Source organism: Desulfobulbus oligotrophicus (assembly GCF_016446285.1).
Taxonomy (GTDB): Bacteria; Desulfobacterota; Desulfobulbia; order Desulfobulbales; family Desulfobulbaceae; genus Desulfobulbus; species Desulfobulbus oligotrophicus.
This window is the reverse complement of the sequence record NZ_CP054140.1, coordinates 905,778-925,232: the sequence shown is the minus strand read 5'-3', so window position 1 is coordinate 925,232 and position 19,455 is coordinate 905,778. Positions and strand designations below refer to the sequence as shown.

The 19,455-nt window shown below is 52.3% G+C and carries 13 protein-coding genes; 7 read left to right on the top strand and 6 right to left on the bottom strand.

Annotated elements, in window-relative coordinates; translation table 11 throughout:
• Positions 1-153: 153 nt before the first annotated feature.
• The 5 genes from HP555_RS04260 to HP555_RS04240 all read right to left on the bottom strand — a co-directional run bounded on the left by HP555_RS04260 (position 154) and on the right by HP555_RS04240 (position 8,676).
• Positions 154-2,289 carry a two-component system response regulator gene (locus HP555_RS04260; protein WP_199263953.1) on the bottom strand — a complete coding sequence of 712 codons (2,136 nt, stop codon included), beginning with the start codon at positions 2,287-2,289 and terminating at the stop codon, positions 154-156.
• 136 nt (positions 2,290-2,425) lie between these two features.
• Positions 2,426-3,418 (bottom strand): hypothetical protein, encoded by a 993-nt coding sequence (locus HP555_RS04255; protein WP_199263952.1) that lies wholly within the window; start codon positions 3,416-3,418, stop codon positions 2,426-2,428.
• Positions 3,419-3,634: 216 nt separating this feature from the next.
• A complete protein-coding gene (locus HP555_RS04250) occupies positions 3,635-6,034 on the bottom strand; it encodes an ATP-binding protein (RefSeq protein ID WP_199263951.1) in 2,400 nt (799 codons plus the stop codon).
• 18 nt (positions 6,035-6,052) lie between these two features.
• Entirely contained in the window at positions 6,053-6,610 is a 558-nt protein-coding gene (locus tag HP555_RS04245; RefSeq protein ID WP_199263950.1) for a YfiR family protein, read from the bottom strand.
• A 14-nt stretch (positions 6,611-6,624) separates the two neighbouring features.
• The gene (locus tag HP555_RS04240) at positions 6,625-8,676 is read right to left on the bottom strand and encodes a TonB-dependent receptor plug domain-containing protein (RefSeq protein WP_199263949.1); all 2,052 of its coding nucleotides are present in this window, start codon (positions 8,674-8,676) and stop codon (positions 6,625-6,627) included.
• Positions 8,677-9,095: 419 nt separating this feature from the next.
• Between HP555_RS04240 and HP555_RS04235 the strand changes: the two genes are divergently transcribed.
• On the top strand, positions 9,096-10,988 hold the full coding sequence (locus HP555_RS04235; protein WP_199263948.1) for a transketolase C-terminal domain-containing protein: 1,893 nt from the start codon (positions 9,096-9,098) through the stop codon (positions 10,986-10,988).
• Between the two features lie 158 nt (positions 10,989-11,146).
• Here HP555_RS04235 and HP555_RS04230 read toward each other — a convergent pair whose 3' ends face one another.
• Entirely contained in the window at positions 11,147-13,081 is a 1,935-nt protein-coding gene (locus tag HP555_RS04230) for a phosphoenolpyruvate carboxykinase (GTP) (RefSeq protein WP_199263947.1), read from the bottom strand.
• Positions 13,082-13,384: 303 nt separating this feature from the next.
• On the opposite strand from HP555_RS04230, the gene HP555_RS04225 reads away from it, so the two are divergent.
• The 6 genes from HP555_RS04225 to HP555_RS04200 all read left to right on the top strand — a co-directional run bounded on the left by HP555_RS04225 (position 13,385) and on the right by HP555_RS04200 (position 19,453).
• Positions 13,385-15,244, top strand: a complete 1,860-nt coding sequence (locus HP555_RS04225) for a sigma 54-interacting transcriptional regulator (protein ID WP_199263946.1) — start codon at positions 13,385-13,387, stop codon at positions 15,242-15,244.
• 335 nt (positions 15,245-15,579) lie between these two features.
• Positions 15,580-16,611, top strand: a complete 1,032-nt coding sequence (locus HP555_RS04220; RefSeq protein WP_199263945.1) for a hypothetical protein — start codon at positions 15,580-15,582, stop codon at positions 16,609-16,611.
• Between the two features lie 98 nt (positions 16,612-16,709).
• A complete protein-coding gene (locus tag HP555_RS04215) occupies positions 16,710-17,306 on the top strand; it encodes a hypothetical protein (RefSeq protein ID WP_199263944.1) in 597 nt (198 codons plus the stop codon).
• Positions 17,307-17,328: 22 nt separating this feature from the next.
• Positions 17,329-17,658 (top strand): hypothetical protein, encoded by a 330-nt coding sequence (locus HP555_RS04210; protein WP_199263943.1) that lies wholly within the window; start codon positions 17,329-17,331, stop codon positions 17,656-17,658.
• A gap of 21 nt (positions 17,659-17,679) precedes the next feature.
• Positions 17,680-19,137, top strand: a complete 1,458-nt coding sequence (locus tag HP555_RS04205; RefSeq protein WP_199263942.1) for a hypothetical protein — start codon at positions 17,680-17,682, stop codon at positions 19,135-19,137.
• The gene (locus HP555_RS04200; protein WP_199263941.1) at positions 19,115-19,453 is read left to right on the top strand and encodes a hypothetical protein; all 339 of its coding nucleotides are present in this window, start codon (positions 19,115-19,117) and stop codon (positions 19,451-19,453) included. Before HP555_RS04205 ends, HP555_RS04200 begins: the two co-directional genes overlap by 23 nt.
• Positions 19,454-19,455: the final 2 nt, after the last annotated feature.

Genomic DNA, 19,455 nt, shown 5'->3' with positions numbered 1-19,455 from the left:
GAGAGTTCACCGGCTGGATACCTGACGCTCTCCTCACCCCCAGGTAACACCTGACGGGCTTCAGACCGGTCAACAGTCTCTTCATGCCCGCGGCCGATCTTGCAAAAACCTCTTGTCAACTGGCAGCAAGGTTTCACAAACTCCGCCCGTGACCTACGTCTGATTATAATCAGTTAAAAGGCGCTGCTCAAACAACTCCCGGGGCATCGGCCTGCCGAGTAAATACCCCTGCAACTCGTCACAGGCCATACCGTCAAGAGCCAGTCGCTGATCATCGGTCTCCACCCCTTCAGCCACGACCCTGAGATTAAAACTTTTGGCAATGCCTATGATCGACTGCAGAAGGGCATGTCCATTTGCCGTGGTCTGGAGATTATCAATGAAGGACTTGTCGATCTTGAGGGTGTTGAGCGGAAAGAGCTGCAGATGGCTAAGAGCTGAGTAACCGGTGCCAAAGTCATCAATGGCAATGGAAACACCGGCCTGCTTCAGGAGACTCAGTGTATGGCAGACCTCATCAGGCTTCTCCATCATCACCCGTTCTGTCAGTTCGATCTCAAGATGGTATGGATTGAGACCGGTATCCTTCAGGACTTCAAAAATAGTTTCTCCCAAACGTTTAAAGTTAATATTCTGCCCGGAGATATTGACACTTATGCGGCTGTCTTCAAAGAGCCCTGCGCTCACCCACTTCTGTGCCTGCGTGCAGGCTTCACGGATAACCCAGTCGTTGATCTGGTGAATAAATCCGTTTTCTTCGGCAAAGGGAAGAAATTGGTTCGGCGGAATAAGGCCGAATTCCGGATCCTGCCAGCGGATAAGGGCCTCAACGCCGGTAAGCCGGCCACTGGTCGTGGCAAACTGCGGTTGGTAATAGAGAATGAGCTGCCTGTTGTCCAGAGCATTGCGAAGCCGGTTACTTAACTGAAACCGGGCCACCGCTGCTTCATTCATGGCTGTCTGGAAAAACTGGTAGTTGTCTCGGCCCTGAATTTTAGCCTCATACATGGCGGTGTCGGCATTTTTAAGCAGCGTATCGATGTTGTCTCCATCTTCAGGGTACACACTGATACCAATGCTTGCGGTCAACACCACCGACTGTTCATCAAGCTGCAGTGGTTCTCGAAGAGCTGCAATGATCCGCTCGGCCAGATTGGCAACATGATTAGGATTGGTAATATCCGACACCAGCACCGTGAACTCATCTCCTCCCACCCGGGAAATGAGGGAGGAAACCTGATCTTCGCGGTTGTGAGCAACAATGTCTGACTGGCGGAAAAGCATCTTCAGACGCTCACCCACTATGACCAGAACCTTATCACCGCTGGAATGTCCCAAGGTGTCGTTAATCTGCTTGAAATGATCAAGATCAATAAAAAGAACAGCTAAACGCGTGTTGTGCCGCCGCGCCAGCGGGAGTAATTTATTCCAATGCTCACGGAAAAGGGAGCGATTGGGCAGGCCGGTGAGGTTATCGTAAAAGGCAAGGTAACGAATCCGGTCTTCAGCGCGTTTAAGCGCCGTTATATCCTGAATGATGCCGACGGCAAGCCGGTGCTGATGCGCACTGTCCCATACCACCTCTCCCTGATTGAGGATAGTCCGCTCACCGCCGCCGGTCAAAGTGATCTGATACTGCACGGAAAAAGCCTGCTCCTGGCTGCAGGCGGTGTCGATATGCTGTCGAACTGTTTCCTGTTCGGCCGGGTTGATCCGCGCAAAGAGATCATCATAGGTGCTGGATGTAGAGAGACCGAAATCCCCGGGCAACGGACAGGTGAGTTGAAATCTGTTGTCGTCGAGATCCCGTTCCCAATGAGCCATGCTGGCAAGCTCCTGGGCTTTGAACAGTCGCTGCTGGTTGATTCTCAGCTCGTTGAGAATAAAGCCGGATCGTAACCAGTATTTAACCCGGTACCCCAGAACAAGCAGGTTTATGGGTTTACTGATAAAATCCGTGGCTCCGGCTTCAAAGGCCTTGACAATCGTCTCCGGTTCTTCCATCCCGGTGATCATGACCACCGGAGTATGGGAACCTCCCGGTAAAGTGCGAAGGGTCCAACAGGTGCTGAATCCATCCATACCGGTCATCACCACGTCAAGCATAACCAGATCCGGCGGGTTTTCGCGAAACAGCGCCAGCGCCTCTTCTCCACTGCCCGCTTCAGCAATGGCGAGTCCCGTATTTTCCAAAGCAAAACGGATTTGCAGGCGGATGGCCGGATCGTCGTCGACCACCAGCACCAGAGGAGTTGATTGATGCGTCGAGTGCTCAGCAGGTACAGGCATAGTCTTAAGTCAATGTGTGTATACAGTTAGGGGTTCGGGGCCTGCAGGCAGTACCGGCTGCAGACCGTCTTCTCATGGCCTTGGTGCCTGTTCATCGTGAAGCACGATGTTGGATCGTACTTTGCTTATGCTCATATCAGAGGGGTTTTGCAGGCATCTGGTTGTCCCGGGTGTTCGAAACCACCCCCACATCATGTGGCCCCACAGACGAAAGTACCGTATCATTGCAATACTCCATGGAATGTCGCCCCTCTTCCCGCCGACCATCGGATAGTGCCGGTTGCACCTGAGCTCTTTCGCGCTCCTGCCACATCTGCAGGCGATACAACGCTCCATCAGGAGCAGAAATCGGGATATTCGTGTACTGCATGTCAGGAGGTATTATCGGACTGTCGATCTCCTCCGGATCAAACACCTCATCATGGGTCAACTGCGTCAAAACAAGATAGGCCCTGTTACAAAGCAGGGGTCTTCCCGTATTATCATTCAGACGAACCGCAGCCGGAAGAGCTTCGAGCACAGATTCAAGCTGTCGTCTTTTCGCACTGTTCAACGTCCGGGAGTGCGCACGAAAATGCTCGGTCCAGCAGGCAATGGCCGCCACGACCATGTAAACAGACACAAATCGTACGATAAATTCCTTGCCATAGGGGAAGGGGTGAAGAAAGGACAGGGGCACAAACAGCACGAGCAAGGTCACTGCCAGCAGGCTGCAGATCCAGATAAAACCTTCCTTTTCACCGACTAAAAAGACGACAAAAAGGGGATACGTCAGCATCCACAGACTTCTTGAACCACCGTCTCCACCGTTTACAATCAGGGAGAGCAGCAAGACACCGAAAATCACCGCAACGGTCCTGTAAACCGGCTGCGCCACCGGCAGATGACACAGCAACTGCCAGCTGAGAAGCAGGGTGACGTTGGTTACAAAAAGAATCAATGCCATGAGCAGTTCCCCTTCCACCAGACTGTAGACACAGTATCCCAGCAGTCCGGGCTGCCCAAGCAGAACAAAGACGGCAAAATGGGTGAGACGTACTTTGTCGGCACCTGGTATGGGCGACTGTTCAATGGCAGTGAGCAGGCGCTGGTAAGGAGAAAAGGTCATGCAAGTGACGGGGTTGGGCATATCGGCTCCGAGTGTGTTCAACCTGTCCTGATCTGCGGGTTGCCACGGAAGTATCTGTGTTTGTTAAGGGGTATCTCCAACAATCAAAGTGTATCATCTTCCATCAGTCCGAGTCAAACGAACAGGAGGACACCGTCATCAATGTACGGTCGCATAGCAGGTCATGATACCGCAGCGCACAAAATGACCAGGAACAGGTGAAAAGATTGTCTTTGTTTATGATGTCACCAGAATATCAGCCAGGGACTGCTGCAGGAATATGATTTTGCTATTGTCATTGCCGCCGTCACCGTGGCGGGCCCGGCTGTGGATCTGCTCTGCCACGGCGGCCAGATCGTTCAGCCCGCACTGCAGCAAGGTACCCTTAAGCGTATGAGCGGCCACAGCCAGGGTGGAAACATCATCTGCAGCAAAGGCCTCCTCCATCTTGGCCAGATTGTTGCGCATGCTCTCCTGAATAGCAATCAACAGCCGGCTGATCTGAGAGGCAGTCAAACCAGTGCTGCTTTGCAGGTGACCATTGATTCCGGCCATGCTTACCTCTTTCGCAGTGCCGGCAGCTGTCTGTTCTTCGCCTGTTGCCGGCTGTCCAGCCGGCGATGATGCCTCTGCACGGATAAACGAAGCCACTTCCTGAAAAAGTTGATCCGGCAGAAAAGGTTTGGTGATATACCCATCCATACCGGCGGCCAGGCACATCTGCCGATCCTCAGCCATGGCATGTGCCGTCATCGCCACAATCGGTACATGGGCGCCTGTCAACCGCTGTTGCAGAGCGGCGATGAGTTCTTCAGGCAGACTGCAATCCAGGGCCACCCCCTGTTCACAGGCGCGAATAACGGCGGTAGTGGCAAGACCGTCCATCAACGGCATCTGTACATCCATGAGCACAAGATCAATATCCAGGGTCGCCAGTCGTTCGAGCGATTCCAGGCCGTTACCCGCGGTGGAAACCTGATAGCGCTGTTCCAGGGTAATTGAGGCGATATCGCGGTTAACCTCGTTATCATCCACCACCAGAATATGTCGGCCGGACACACCGATATCGGCTGCATCTTCCACCGCAGCCATCGATTCAGCCACTTCCCGGGTCCAAACATCGCAGGCCACGGTGAAATGAAAGATACTCCCCTGATGCTCGACACTCTCCACCCACATGGTTCCCCCCATCAGTCCGGTCAACTGACGGGCGATTGCCAATCCGAGGCCGGTACCGCCGAATTCCCGTGCATACGAAGAGTCCGCCTGTTCAAAACACTTAAAGATATCCTCCTTTTTATGCTCGGCAATCCCGATACCGGTATCGATAACACTGAAATGCAGTCTGATCTTGTCATCCGTCCTCTTCTGGTCATCGGCTGTAACAACCTGGATGGTGACAGAGCCGGCCGCAGTGAATTTGATGGCATTACCCACCAGATTAATCAGGATCTGATGCAAGCGGAAATCGTCACCCACCACAGTCCGGGGCAGGGTTGGGGCAGCGTGTGCCCTCAGTACCAATCCCTTTTCTTCAGCCGAGGGTCGCATGGTAGCAACGATATTGTCAAGGAATCGCCCAAGATGAAACGGCCGGCAGTTCAACTGCAACTGGCCGGCCTCGATCTTGGAAAAATCAAGGATATCGTTCAGCACTCCCAACAGATTCTCCGCAGAATGGCGGACCGTGGCAAGAAAACGCTGCTGTTGCCCGCGTTCCTTGGCCGTTATGGCCAGGTGCGTCATGCCGATGATGGCGTTCATCGGTGTCCTGATTTCATGGCTCATATTGGCCAGAAAACGGCTTTTAGCAAGATTGGCAGCTTCAGCCCTGTCCTTTGCCTCAATGAGTTGGAGATGCCGCTGCTCAAGATCTCTCGTTCGTTCGGCCACCTGTTCCTCGAGGATACTGTCACGGACTTGAATCCGCTCGATCATGGTGTTGAAACCGGCTGCCAGCTGACCCAACTCATCCTGGCTCAACACCTCGGCACGAACATCATACTTCTGCTTCCGTGAAATCTTGTTGACCAGCCTGGTCAGGTGCATAATGGGCTCGACGATGACCCGCAGGAGACGGGAAGACAGCAGCATGGCCAGCAGCAGACCGAACAGCAGCACTCCGATCATCAGAATGGCCATAAAAAGAAGGGTCAACCTGTACTCGGTGAGATCCGCCGCAATGAGGATATGGCCGATAGGCTCATTATCATGGACCACCGGTAAACGCAGCAGGATAACAGCATTGTTCTGCTGGAACCCCTCAAGGTTCGATGTGACTGCATCCTCGAAATCCTGCTGATATTCGCCTGGAAAGTCTTCACTGTTGTAGACGCTCAGCAATGAACCGTCCTGGCTGAAGAGACGTCCGGTTACAATATGTTTTTTGGTATTCAGTGCAGCCTGCAGGATGTTGCTTAACGTTCCCTTATCCTCAAACATAATGCCGGCACCAGCGGTTTCCCCGATGATGACAGCAAGCGAGCGCAGTTCATCATGCAGCTGTTTGCTGATCAGCTGATGTTGCAGAATAAAGGAGGCTGTCGTTGCCAGCAGCAACGCCAGGGTAGTGGCTGCCAGAACGATGGCATACAGTTTGATTCGAATCGGAAGTTGAAAAAACCACTGAAATCGCATGGTGCATTTTTCACCGTATTAATACACAGTCGAGGCCAGACTGAGCAGGGAGGAGTTGGCCTGGAGGCCCAATTTTCTCATGGCTGTGTGGTTGACAACAAAAGAGAGGCGGTTATCGGTTACGATCAGCTGGATATGACCTCCGGCTTCAATAAAATTAAAAACATCGCTGACCATGACTGCAGCCTTCTGCCCACCCGTTGCCCACCGATCGATCAGGCTGAGATTGTCCGCCTCAGAAGGACTGATAAAGAGCATCTGGCAGGTTGGAACGTTTTTCAGCGACTTGACACGAACAACCCGGACAGTACGTCCACCAACTGTTTTGCTTTCCACGCCGTCAAGCGCCGAGCCAAAGACGTCTTTTCCCACCACACAGAGAACGAAATCCTGCTGATCAGCAGGCAGAGCCTGCTCAGGCCAGGTAATGAATTTGGCAAAATTGACCAGAAAAGCCGCCTTTAAATGGTACTCATGATTACACTCTTCCGCCTGTACATCGGCGACCCGGCTGACCACCCAGAGAGAAGTCCAGAACAGAAACAGGAAGAGGAACAAACGAAACAGACGTAGCATCACGTATCAGCAGTTCAGAAACGCCAGATTATTTTACCAAAGACACCACGCTTAATCTCAGTGGGTGGAGTCAGGTGTTCGGAGTTGTAGTAGAGTTGCCCGGAATTGAGCAGGTTCTGACCGGCAAGCATACATTCCATATCAGGCCTCGGTTTCCAGATCAGGTTGACACTGAGATCTGCAGAGCCATCAACGGATCCGTCGACCGGAAGTTCGGCTGATATGCTGGTGACGTTTCCACCGGTAAAACTGTCGGTATACCGGAGCCAGGCATTGAGCTGCCAGTTATGGGTAAGGTCAAGGGAAGAGCGAAGGCCGAACTGGTGCATCGGTTGCATTTTTTCAAACAAATCGGAAATATTTTGATCGAGCGGAGAGACGATCGTGTCCGGTTTATAGGAAGACTGGAGATAACTGTAGGTACCGGCCAGGGAGAGCCATGACTTCGGCTTCCAGGTCATGGCCACTTCAGCTCCATAATTGTGACCGGCAACACCATTGGTGAAGACCAGATCCAGGCCTCTCTCACTTGGCCTGGGCCGAAATGTATACAGGTCATCATACTCCGTATAAAAGAGGGCAAGGTCAAAGGAAAAACTCTGATACGGTTGCCAGCGATAGCCCAACTCGTAGCTCAGGGCTGTCTCTGCTGCGAAATCCTCAGACCCGCTGGACGCCACATACCCCATACCATAGGGGGGCGGGAGGTTGGAGAAGGTGACTGTACCTCCGTCCTCCAGGACCGACGGTGTCCGGACCGCCCGGACAATGGACGCCCAATAGGAGTGATGCTCACTGGGTGCCCACAGCAACTTACCGCTGGGTTGCCATTCACTGCCGGTGTAGGGGGTATGCTCGTACTTGCTCCCCACGGTGATGATGAGGCGATCGGGAATCAGATGAAAGGCGTCTTGCAGGAAGAGGCTGAACACCTCATCGGTTCGACTGGGAAAATACGACTGGAACGTCGCTTCGTTATCTCCCCTGATATGACGAAATCCCGCCCCGGCAGTGATATCGTGACGGGCGCCAAGGCGGGTTTCATACTGCACAGCGGCATCAAACGTCCGGTACGAAATGTTATAAAAGTCCTCATCTCTTGCGGCGTAATCGTAGTACATCTGGAGTGAAAGTCGCTCATGCTCCCCAAATCGATGCTGCCAGCCGGCAAGCAGGTTACCGCCGTTGTCATCAAAATCCGTGTGTTTACTCACGACATAGGGTGCGGTTGACAGCCAGTAGGGAAAGAGAATCTGATCTCCCTGGTTGCGAAAAAGATCCCCCTGCAAAGTCCATTCGTTCCGGGTGCCCACCACACCGTCGGCACGAAAACCGGTCTGCATCGTGTTCCAGCTGTCCCCGGCATCAAGACCGCTTTCCTTGAGGCGGTTACTCTCACGATCGTTGCCCATGGCGTAGAAACGGGCAAAGGCGTCTTCATTGATCTTTGTACCGTAGCGCACTGCGCCCTGCAGTCTCTCCTGAGTTCCGAATCCGGCGCGCAACAGGCCGCCCTGGGTATCTTGCGCCTTTTTCGTGATGATATTGATCACTCCATTGACGGCGTTGGCACCCCAGATAGTCCCACCCGGACCGCGAATCACCTCAATCCGGTCGATGTCTTCAAGCATGGTGGTCTGCGCATCCCAAAAGACACCGCTGTACACCGGAGAATAAACGGAACGGCCATCAATCAGTACCAAGAGTTTATTGGAGATAAATCCGGAAAAACCACGGGAAGAGATCGACCATTTTGAACTGCTGATCTGTGAAACCTGGATACCGGGAGCCATGGCCAGAGCCTCGGCAATCGAGGTTGCTCCGGAACGGCGGATATCCTCCTGGGAGATGACAAAGACCGCTGCCGGAGTATTTCCCAGCGTCTGTGGCTTCTTGCTCACAGAGGTGATGGTCACCTGCATCAGCTGAGAAAGATCCATATCAAGGTAGAGGTTGTCAGTCGGACCGGTACTCATCCCCAGAGCTGCAGAGACCTCCAGGGATAGAAAGCCGCTCAGAACCAACCCCATCCTGATCATTCGAGCATATCGTCTGTTTGTTAACATGGGACCATCATTTTTCATGATTCAGCGACCGGACAGATCTTTCTGTCACAGATGCCGGTACAGCGGAATATTTCTGGAATCAGACTGCCAATCTTCTGATTACCCTTTTTACGTCCTGACAGCAGGCAGGTACTTAAACTGTGCACTGTCATCGTTCATTATAGGGGAGAAAAAAAATGAAAAACAAGAATGATTTCTATAAAAATCTCTTTTTATACCCGCCCCTGATAAAATCAGGCCGATCCCGGTAACGTCATCATTCAAAAAATCTGAACAGCACAGGCATCCTCCGTTGATTTCAGTTCGTCCTTGCGGATTTTGACAGTTCTGTTATCTGTGCAGTACATTGCATAAAGACCTGCGGGTATCGGCCACGTCGATACCGTTGTCTGTCAAACTTCCACTCATCAGGATCGGCCATGACATTCCCCATTGATCTCTCGACCTATACTCCCCTGCATTTTTCTTTAAGCCAGGAAAAGTTAACCGCCGAACAACGCTCCACTCTCAGGCACAACATTGAACTCGTCCGTAACGCCATCATCTTTTTTACAGCCCTGGCCAACACAAAAGGACTTGGCGGCCATACAGGAGGCGCCTACGACATTGTTCCCGAGCTGCTGATTGCCGACGGTTTTATGAAGGGTAGCGATTCCTGTTATCCGGTCTATTTCGACGAAGCCGGCCACCGGGTAGCGATTCAGTACCTGATGGCGGTACTCAACGGTTATAGGCAACCGGCTGATCTGCTCCATTATCGTGAGTTCGGCAAAGGTTTGTACGGCCATCCCGAACGGAATGAGCCGGCCGGTATTTTCTTCAGCTCCGGCCGCTTAGGGCACCTCTGGAGTCATGTCAACGGCGTTGCCGAGGCTCACCCGAACAAGACCGTGTTCATGTTTGGCAGTGATGGTTCTCAGCAGGAAGGTGGTGATGCTGAAGCAGCCCGCTATGCAGTGGCACGGCAGCTTAAGGTTGTGTTGTTGCTCGATGACAACGATGTCACCATCGCCGGTCACCCGAGCAGCTATATGCCGGGATTTGATCTTACCCGTACCCTCTCCGGACACGGTCTTGATGTTCACGTCTGTGATGGTGAAGATATTGACGCTCTTTTCACTGCCATTCGCCGGGCAATCACAAATCAGGCACCAACGGCAGTAGCGATCAAACGAAAAATGGCCCCGGGTGTTCCGGGCATCGAAGGACTCCCCAAGGGCCATGACGTCATTCCAGTCGATATGGCCATTGACTACCTCACTGCCAAAGGTTGTGATGCCGCAGTGGCACTGCTCAAACAAACTCCTGCTGCAGCTGCCAAGATCACCTATCGCGGTTCAACGCCGGAGCAGGCCAAAAACCGCGATGAATTCGGTAAAATCGTCAGTGACCTGATTACAGAACTGGACAACCCGACTTCCAGGGTCCTGGTCATTGATTCCGACCTTGAAGGCTCCTGCGGCCTGCATCATGTCCGTAAGAATTGCCCGGAAGTCTATATCAATGCCGGTATCATGGAGCGCAACAACTTCTCTGTTGCCGCAGGATTCGGATCAGCGCCGGGCAAACAAGGTATCTTCGGCACCTTTGCCGCCTTTCTGGAAATGGTTGTTTCCGAAATCACCATGGCCCGTCTCAACCAGGCCAGTGTGCTGGCACACTTTTCACACTCCGGCGTCGATGACATGGCAGACAACACCTGCCATTTCGGAATCAACAACTTCTTTGCGGACAACGGCCTGGCCGAGCACGACCGCACCCGCCTCTATTTTCCGGCCGATGCTCTGCAGTTAAAGGCAATCCTGACCACGATCTTTCCTGATGCAGGATTGCGTTTTGTCTTCTCTACCCGTTCAGGAACTCCATTTATTCTGGATACAAACGGCAAGCGGTTTTTTGGTGAGGGTTACACGTTCAAACGTGACTGTGATGAGATCATTCGCCCCGGTCGTGACGGATATATCGTCTCCTACGGTGAGATGCTGTATCGGTGCCTGCATGTGGTCGAACTGCTGAAGGACGAAGGCATCGAGGTTGGCCTCATCAATAAACCAGTACTCAATGTCATTGATGAGACCATGCTCGCCACGGTCGGCACAAGCCCTCTGGTGCTGGTGATCGAAACCCAGAATACCAAAAGCGGACTGGGGGCACGGTACGGAACCTGGCTGCTCGAACGCGGTTACACGCCGAAATATGGGGCCATGGGAACCTGGAAAGACGGTGCCGGTGGACTTTCTGAGCAGATACCATACCAGGGTATGGGGATAGAGGCGATTCGCGACCGGGTAGTCCGGATGCTCAAGAGGTGAACGGCACCGAGTCAGGGACCTGATCTGTTCAAAAACGATAACCGGAGTTACCTGCACAGGTACTCCGGTTATTTTTTTGGGGGAGGGAGAAAGAAGTTTCCGCCGCACCAGGCTTTCTGCTTCTCCCGGTAGCGTGGCTCCAGGCGGAGGTTGTTCAGTTAGAGGTCTCGCGGAGCGACCACACTCCCTTTGGCATCCCTGAGAACCAGTAATGCAGCCCTCTGTTCTGCATAAACGTTGAACAGCCGTGATGATGCGCCAGGTTCCTTGCTCCAGGCAGCCTGCTGAAGATCGATTCGGCTGACAAGGTTGTCAATGTACAGAGAGAACTGCATATCATACAGTGATTGGGGATAATCCTTGCTGATCTTCTCTGTGAACAGCTTCTTTAAATCTTCATACTTTGGAAGTAAGCCGATCGGCGTTGCAATCGCCTGGACATCGCCATGGGCATAGAGCTCAAGCCAGCCCAGCCAGACATGGACATCCCGTTTTTCCCCTAAGAGTCCCTTGCCACGGTCTCCCCTCGCTTCACGGGTCAAAAAGTAGTTAAGCCCGGCCATGATCGGCGCCTTTGTCATCTTTGGGTTGCCGTAAAAGTTAAACTGTGCGTCCAGATAGTTGGCCAGTGGGCCGGCTACAAAAGGGGCATTGGCCCAGGGTTGACGGTTGACACCGCTGGTACCGATCTCTGCGGCTGTTGCTTTGGAGACGATGGAGGCACCGATGGCAACCCCGGCGTCCATACTCTCGGCCACCCAGACCGGCGGCATGGTATCGGCATCGCGTCCCGAGTAGGTGACAACCCTGATCACCATGCCGGCAGGATCGGCATTGACAGCCTTGTTATGATTGCCGACAGCCTCGGATTTCAGGGTGCAGCGTGAGTTGGGATGAGACATGGGCACACCGACCATATCCCTGGTCCATGTCCCCTGAAAGTTGACTCCCCTGTCTGCAGGCGGTTCACCGTCACCGGTCCAACGCGGCTTCCCCTGTTCGTCGACCAGAACATTGGAGAAGATCACTTCCGTACCGGGCTGTCGCAGACATCGCATCAGATAGGGGTCCCCCTCCAGATTAACATCTTCCAGAATCCCAAAGATGCCGATCTCCGGATTGACCGCCCGCAGAGTACCGTCAGGACCAATCCACATCTGTGCCAGATCATCACCGATAAAATCATCGCCGACCATGGCCGTGGTGGTCTTTCCGCATCCGGAAGGGGCGGCACCGGCAAAAAACGTACTTCGCCCGCCGGGGCCGGTCATGCCGGTGATGAACATATGCTCTGACAACTCTTCACCGTTATATTTATACAAGGCGCTGTCCGAGGCAAAACGGTGGTTGCCCTTTTTCATCAGCAGCGTGTTACCGGCGTAAGTGCAGTAACACGAAAAGGTTGTCTGCCAGCTTCTATCCATATAGATGCGGGCTTTGGGAACATCTTCAGAACGGTTCGTTCCTTCGGAGTGGACATTGGTGAAAAATTCACCGCGCCGTGTAACTTCAGCATCAAAGTCCGCATAACAGTTGCGGTACAGTAACTCAGCCGAGTGCATAACATAGGTTGAGCTGGTAATCTCGATGGCTGGAATAGAGGTTTGCGCTCCGACCGGACCACGGCTGTAAAAACCGACAAACATGGTTTTACCGCGCATAATGTCACGCATATGTTCACGAATATAGACAAGAGAGTGCTCCCGTACCTCTTTTTTGGCCAGTGACGACACCTCTTCATCTTCGTTCACAATGTAAAAGGTCTGGTTAACCATCCTGCCCTGGTCTTCAGGCAGGTCGAAATGAATGGTATGGCCGGGCATGGCCAATGGTTGCTCTTCACCCTTTTCAAGGCTCATCTGACGCACGTATGCACAGTCATCTTCACTACCGGTGTGAATATAGACGGCTTCCGGTGCACACATGGAAATGGCGTTGGCAATCTTCAGCAAGACCTCTTGGTGACGGATCACGTCCAAGCGTTGCAGATGCTCGCTATCAAGCCGCTCTTTCAATAAATTCTGCGCCTCTTCGATAGTGGCAATACCGCCAACCGCTGATAAAATATCCACACCTTTTTTAAATTCCATCATCCTTCCTCCGGGAATTTCCTCTCTACCGTGGTCTCAGAAGTTGTTCTATTTACAGTTGTCGACTGATTTATAATTTTAAGTATTATCCTGAAACAGAGGATTTCGCAAACACGAATAAGATCGGTACGATTTTTCATCGGAATCAACAGCGTGGCACCATGGCGCTCCCACGTTGATATCTCGAACAGGCGAAATGTCAGCTTACGACATCCTCACGTATTCCGGCTTGAAAATTGGATCGAAGGGGCTATTGTTGCAACCAACGTTCCTGTACTGTAACCATTTACCCGCAGAAATATACCCATGCCCAGTGTGATAGTCAGCCAGGATGCCCAGAATTACCGGGTCGTCGAATTCACCGCATCGCTCACCATCGGTCGAGACAGCGACAACGATATCGTACTTGCCTCACCTCAGGTATCACGGCGTCATGCCTCCATTGTTCACCGGGAAGACAACGAATTCATGCTGTTTGATCATGAAAGTACCAATGGTGTGTGGCTGGACAACCAGCGGGTCACCGGCGTCCGGCTCCAGCACGGGATGAGCTTTCGGATTGTCAACTATTTTTTCACCTTCATCGATGAACGTCATGACAGCCGTCCCTCCCGCGTTTTCAGCGATTCCGGTGCATCATACTCGACAGGCCGACAGCCGATGACTGATGAGACAATTCTCTTCAATTTGGAATCTGAACCGATAGCAGACATCCGGACAGAGAGAGAAGATGTATCAGAAGCAGGATCGATTACCCCAATCTCCCAACAGCTGCAGGAACTGCAGCGTGCAGACAGCGAGACAGGACTCGGCGAGTTACTCCTGGCAGGAGCTCTGCAGCTCACCAAAGCTCAACGCGGTTTTCTGGCCCTGCTGAACGACAAGGGAGAACTGCTCTACACGGCCACACACAGCTTTGATCCACGCAACGAGAGTCATGAGGTCCGTCAGGAGGTGGTGCATCAGGTAATGGATCTCGGCCGATCGATCCGAATAGCCGGGACAGCGAAGGAGACACGTAAGGACAGGGTACGGTCGGTGCTCGCCGTCCCCTTATTGCGAGAGAATAAGGCCATTGGCTGTCTCTACCTTGATGACTGTTGCAGTACAATATTCACTGCTCTCAGGCAGAGCAGTCTTGAAATTCTGGCCCTACACGGTGCTGTCCTGCTTGATAATCTGGCAAATCGGCAGCGCCTGCAGCGCGAGCGCGAATCATTGCAATCACGACTGGCAACCCAGGACGAAACCATTGTCCGCAGTGATAAGATGGTCAAACTCTATGAGGATATCCGAACCATTGCCGCCATCAATGTGCCGGTCTTTATACTGGGAGAGGCAGGATCGGGCAAAGAACTTGTAGCCGCGGCACTCCATACTTTTTCCAGCCGCAAAGGAGCCTACATTCCCATAAACTGTTCCGCCATACCCGAAGGTATATTTGAAAGTGAGCTGTTTGGTTCCAAAAAAGGAGCCTACCATGAAGCGGTGGATAAACCGGGCAAGCTGGAGTTGGCCGAAGGCGGCACTCTGTTTCTCGACGAGGTTGCAGATATGGCGCTGACTCTGCAACCCAAGTTGCTGCGTTTCCTTGAAAATGGGGAAATAAGCCGTTTAGGTGATACCCGCAGTCGTCGACTTGACGTGCGGGTTGTCGCTGCTACCAACCGTGATGTTACCACCATGATTCAAGAAAATCTGTTTCGTGACGACCTGTTTCAACGACTCTCCTGCTTTACCCTTAAAGTGCCGCCTTTACGGGAAAGAGAGGAGGATATCGAGCCGCTGACCCGTTACTTCCTGCGTAAATTTTCCAGAGAATACAACTGGCCGGAACCGCGGACAACCGACGGAGCTCTCCAGCTGCTTGCCCAGTATCAGTGGCCGGGCAATGTTCGGGAGTTGCGTAATGTGCTGTTACGCTTAGCCGTGCAGTCACAGGGAAGAGTGATCACCGAGCGTGATATTCACAGCCTGTCCGACGAGTTCAACATCACGGATCAAGCCGCAATTGAGGTTTTCCCCAGCCTTGAAGAGGTGGAAAAACAACACATCAAAGCAGCCCTGGAACGATCCAGCGGTAATATTTCCGACGCGGCTCTCCTCGTTGGAATTGCCCGATCGACCCTGTATCAGAAAATGAAAAAATACAAGCTATCCGCCTAGTCTCCGGTTGTCTTGGAACCGGACAGGCACTCTGCTGCTTGTCCGGTTTTCCTACACAACCGCCCTCCCTCTTTTATACATTTTTTCAACACGTTAACCCAACACAGGGTTTTCCACTGTCCGTTTTTCAAACACGAATTCAGGCTACAGAGGCTGCACCCGGGAAATTTCACAGACCCGGGCCTGGTTGCCGGCAGAAACAATCTGCTCAACCTGCTGAAATAACGCTATTTTTCCGACAAATACCCGTCCCTTTTCATCCTGGCACCACTCTTGCAAAATGAGCAGGAGCATATGCTTTACGCTTGCCCATAACTTTATATCTGGAGGATACCATGTTGAAAAAAACTCTTCTTGTTACAGCTCTCTCTCTTGCCCTTACCGCTGGTGTAGCCCATGCCAACAGCAAAGATACCACCCTGCGCGGTACCTTTGACCATAAGGGTAAGGCTCCAACCATGCACCAGATGCCTGTCCAGCACAGCACCTATACTGCAAACCCAATCACCAACACAAATACGAACATCATCACCATCAATACCTCGGCAACACAGAAGTTGGCCAGTACAACCACTGTGCCGAACACGCAAACAACAGCAGGAACAAGTCAACCTTCTGGGATCGACCGCAACAAGCCATCAAAGGACAAGTGGGCCGATAAATCCGACGGAAAGGACAAGTGGGCCGATAAATCCGACGGAAAGGATAAGTGGACCGATAAATCCGACAGAAAGGATAAGTGGACCGATAAGTCCGATGGAAAGGATAAGTGGACCGATAAATCCGACGGAAAGGATAAGTGGACCGATAAGTCCGATGGAAAGGATAAGTGGACCGATAAATCCGACGGAAAGGATAAGTGGGCCGATAAGTCCGATGGAAAGGACAAGTGGGCTGACAAATCCGACGGAAAGGATAAGTGGGCTGATAACACCGATGCATCCGACACCACAGTTTCAACCGACAGCAGCAGCGATACCACTGCCACCGAATCGACTCAGGATCAAACTGATGGCCAGCAGGGCATGAAGGCAGAGATCCGCAACGAGATCAAACGTGCCGGCAACATATCGAGCACCATCGTTGGCGGTAATAACAATCTGGCCAATGCTGCCTCTATTTCAGTCAACGGCTCCACTCAAACCACAGATTCAATCCTCAACAGGGTCAACACCGCCGGTAACATCAGCAGTACAATCAAAAACGGCAGCAACAACCAGGCAAACGCTGCTTCGATCTCCATGGGTGGTAATATGGTTGTCAAGGGCAAGGTGATCAACGAGGTGGAAAACACCGGCAATATCACCTCTTCAGTTGAAGGCGGAAACAACAACATCGCCAATGCCGGCTCCATCGCCATCAACTAAAACTTCCTTTTCCCAAAGTACTTCCGGTACTCCTGTACAGGCAGTGCTTTGGGAATCTTTCCACACTGACAAGGCAACACGTTTTACGGAGAATGAACATGAAACTCATACATATGCTGACTGTTGCAACTTTTCTGACTGTTCCCATAATCGGCCATACCGCTGATCTTCTTGGCATCCGGGCAGAAAATCGCCTGCACGGTGGTGAATATACGGCCCAGACCAAGGGACATAACAACACAGCCAATGCTGCCTCCATCAACCTGACCGGCAGTAAAGCCCGTGAGGTCACCAACCGGGTTACAGCCACAGGTACGGTGTCAGCTTCGGCGACCGGTAACAACAACACGGTGAACAGTGCTTCGGTACAGATGCTCAACTCCCAGGCTGGAACAGTGAGCAATACGGTAAAAGTGGATTCAATTAACAACGCAGTCCATGGGAATAACAACGTATCCAATATCGGTTCTGTACAGATGGTGAACTCCAGGGCTGGTAAGGTCACCTCAGAGGTGACCGGACAGGCTCTCAGCGGCATTATCGACGGCAACAATAATCATTTGAATATAGGTTCGGTCCAGATGAACGATGCGCATCGGGGCGACATAACCACCAAAGCGGATCTGAATAATGTCTCGGTGTCGATGTCCGGCAGCAACTCGAACATTGCCATCGATTCTGTGGTTGCGAATTAAGAAGAGGGAGGAGGAAAGGACGATGCGTACATGGATAACGCCCCTGCTGATGGCTCTCCTTCTGGGTGCATACACAGGTCTGTACTCAACACCGGTCCTGGCGGATGATTTTAACGACGGTATTGATTTTGAGGAAAGCAGCAGCCAGTATGGAGAACTCGATGGTTCAAACAGGAACTACTCATACCTTAAGCAACGGGCTAAAAGTCTCGCCAGATCCGGCCATGGCGGGGTCGTCCTTTCCGACAGCGGAGCACTCAATAGCGTTATCCTGGATGCCGGGGCTAAAATTACCGGTGACATTATCATCATCGATGAGTCCAAGGGTGACAAGACTGTGATCGCCAAATAACCGCGCCAAGAGACGAGCACCATGAAAACATATACAATAATCCGGGCCCGATTCATTTTGGGAATCCTGTTCTTTTTCCCCTTCGTGATCCTCAACCTGACCGGTTGCGCCACGCTTGATCCCCGGCAGGTGGATGTGGATCCGCCCAATGAGATGCCGGAGGTCAAGGAAACAAACTTTGATAAACCCTTGGCAGATCTCGGCAAGATGACCCAGGTCTACGGGAAAAGAGTGTTTATCCAAGGCAAAGATATCACCGATTACACAGGGCTGTCCACCTATGGATTTGGAGAGATTCCACGTGATATCACCGAAATGACCAAAAGCGCCCTCAATGCCATTGGTGGCAATGTTGTCTACATCCCCTACACACCGGTGTACATCAACAACCAGATGGTGACCGGTTATTCCAACTTCCAGGGCAAGCTCATTCCCGACATCGTCTTGTCCGGCGGCATCACCGAATTTGACCGGGGTCTGGAAACCCGGGGCAGTAATACCGATTTCGGCGTTACCACGAATCCTTTTAATGTTAATCGATCCTGGGTACCGGGGGATGTTATTTCAGTTGATTACAATCAGGAAGACAAAGACAGCCTGGCACGGATCACTCTGGACTTCAATCTGCTCGATTTCCAGACCATGGCAGGTGTGGCCAGGATGCAAACCGTTAATTCAATCAACGTATATAAGGCGGCCGCAGAAAAGGAATTGGGATTCACCATCTTCGGTCCGACGTTCGGCCTCAGAGGAACGGTCAAAAAAATACAGGGACGACATGCAGCCATCCGTCTGTTGGTGCAGACCAGTGTCCTGCAGATTGTCGGTAAATATCTTCATTTGCCCTACTGGAAACTCATTCCGGAGATGCAACCGGACCAGGTTGTGCTGGACAAAATCCGCCAGGACTTCCGCTATCTGAGCCAGGCTGACAAAATCGGCGAAATACAGACCTGTCTCTATCTCAAGGGCTACGATGTACCGGTAACCGGCCAGATGGATGCTGGAACTCAGGCAGCTTTGAACAGTTTCAAGATGCGAATGGATGATAGCCGGGCGGTGCACAATGATACTGAACTGTATGTTGAACTGTGGAGCTCTCTGGGTGAGAACATGGAGCAGGTGGCTTACCGCCGTGAGATGCTTGCCCGGGCCTTTGCAACGGATGCCCCGGTACAACGAGTTGCAGTTGCGCCGGCAAAAAAAGCCACGACCAAAACCGCCGACAAGGTGGCCAGCGATCAACCGGGTAAGTCAAAAGTAACTCCGAAAAAAGAGCAACGGGAAGAACGTACCGTAAAAGGACCGACCGCTGTAGCCAAAGCACCTGTTACAACGCCTGCAGCAAAGGAAACAGACCAAACGACAAAAAATCGGGACGAATCACACGATATCGTCCAGGTGTTGCGTACACAGCCGATTCTGGGTAATAAATCAACAGCGGAGGCGTTAATCAATGAAAGGCGGACGGCTGAATAATTTTACCGGTGGAATATTCGCGGGCTGCTTGTTAGCGTTGCTCACCTGCCTGCTCATGGGGGCCACAGGCAACAGTGGACCCATCCTGGCGGTACCTGCCCATGAGCTGGCTGTCGACCGACCGCTCAGCCCCCGTCCTCTTCCCCTTCACGGCGGCGCTGCCGGCCGTTATCAGCTCGCCACCTGGCAAAGTGGTGGAAGCTATGGCGCCTTTGTCATCGATACGGTCAACGGTACCACCAAAATTGCGTACAGGTCCGCAGGGCCGAACAGTAAACAGATCAACAATCTCGGTAAACCTTTTCAACAGATGTAACA

What these genes read in the sequence shown, in the direction of transcription:
- HP555_RS04210 (WP_199263943.1), top strand. Translation starts at nt 17,329, where the DNA reads ATGCGTACATGGATAACGCCCCTGCTGATGGCTCTCCTTCTGGGTGCA.
- HP555_RS04220 (WP_199263945.1), top strand. Translation starts at nt 15,580, where the DNA reads ATGTTGAAAAAAACTCTTCTTGTTACAGCTCTCTCTCTTGCCCTTACC.
- HP555_RS04245 (WP_199263950.1), bottom strand. Translation starts at nt 6,610, where the DNA reads ATGCTACGTCTGTTTCGTTTGTTCCTCTTCCTGTTTCTGTTCTGGACT.
- HP555_RS04250 (WP_199263951.1), bottom strand. Translation starts at nt 6,034, where the DNA reads ATGCGATTTCAGTGGTTTTTTCAACTTCCGATTCGAATCAAACTGTAT.
- HP555_RS04255 (WP_199263952.1), bottom strand. Translation starts at nt 3,418, where the DNA reads ATGCCCAACCCCGTCACTTGCATGACCTTTTCTCCTTACCAGCGCCTG.
- HP555_RS04225 (WP_199263946.1), top strand. Translation starts at nt 13,385, where the DNA reads ATGCCCAGTGTGATAGTCAGCCAGGATGCCCAGAATTACCGGGTCGTC.
- HP555_RS04230 (WP_199263947.1), bottom strand. Translation starts at nt 13,081, where the DNA reads ATGATGGAATTTAAAAAAGGTGTGGATATTTTATCAGCGGTTGGCGGT.
- HP555_RS04260 (WP_199263953.1), bottom strand. Translation starts at nt 2,289, where the DNA reads ATGCCTGTACCTGCTGAGCACTCGACGCATCAATCAACTCCTCTGGTG.
- HP555_RS04205 (WP_199263942.1), top strand. Translation starts at nt 17,680, where the DNA reads ATGAAAACATATACAATAATCCGGGCCCGATTCATTTTGGGAATCCTG.
- HP555_RS04215 (WP_199263944.1), top strand. Translation starts at nt 16,710, where the DNA reads ATGAAACTCATACATATGCTGACTGTTGCAACTTTTCTGACTGTTCCC.
- HP555_RS04235 (WP_199263948.1), top strand. Translation starts at nt 9,096, where the DNA reads ATGACATTCCCCATTGATCTCTCGACCTATACTCCCCTGCATTTTTCT.
- HP555_RS04240 (WP_199263949.1), bottom strand. Translation starts at nt 8,676, where the DNA reads ATGTTAACAAACAGACGATATGCTCGAATGATCAGGATGGGGTTGGTT.
- HP555_RS04200 (WP_199263941.1), top strand. Translation starts at nt 19,115, where the DNA reads ATGAAAGGCGGACGGCTGAATAATTTTACCGGTGGAATATTCGCGGGC.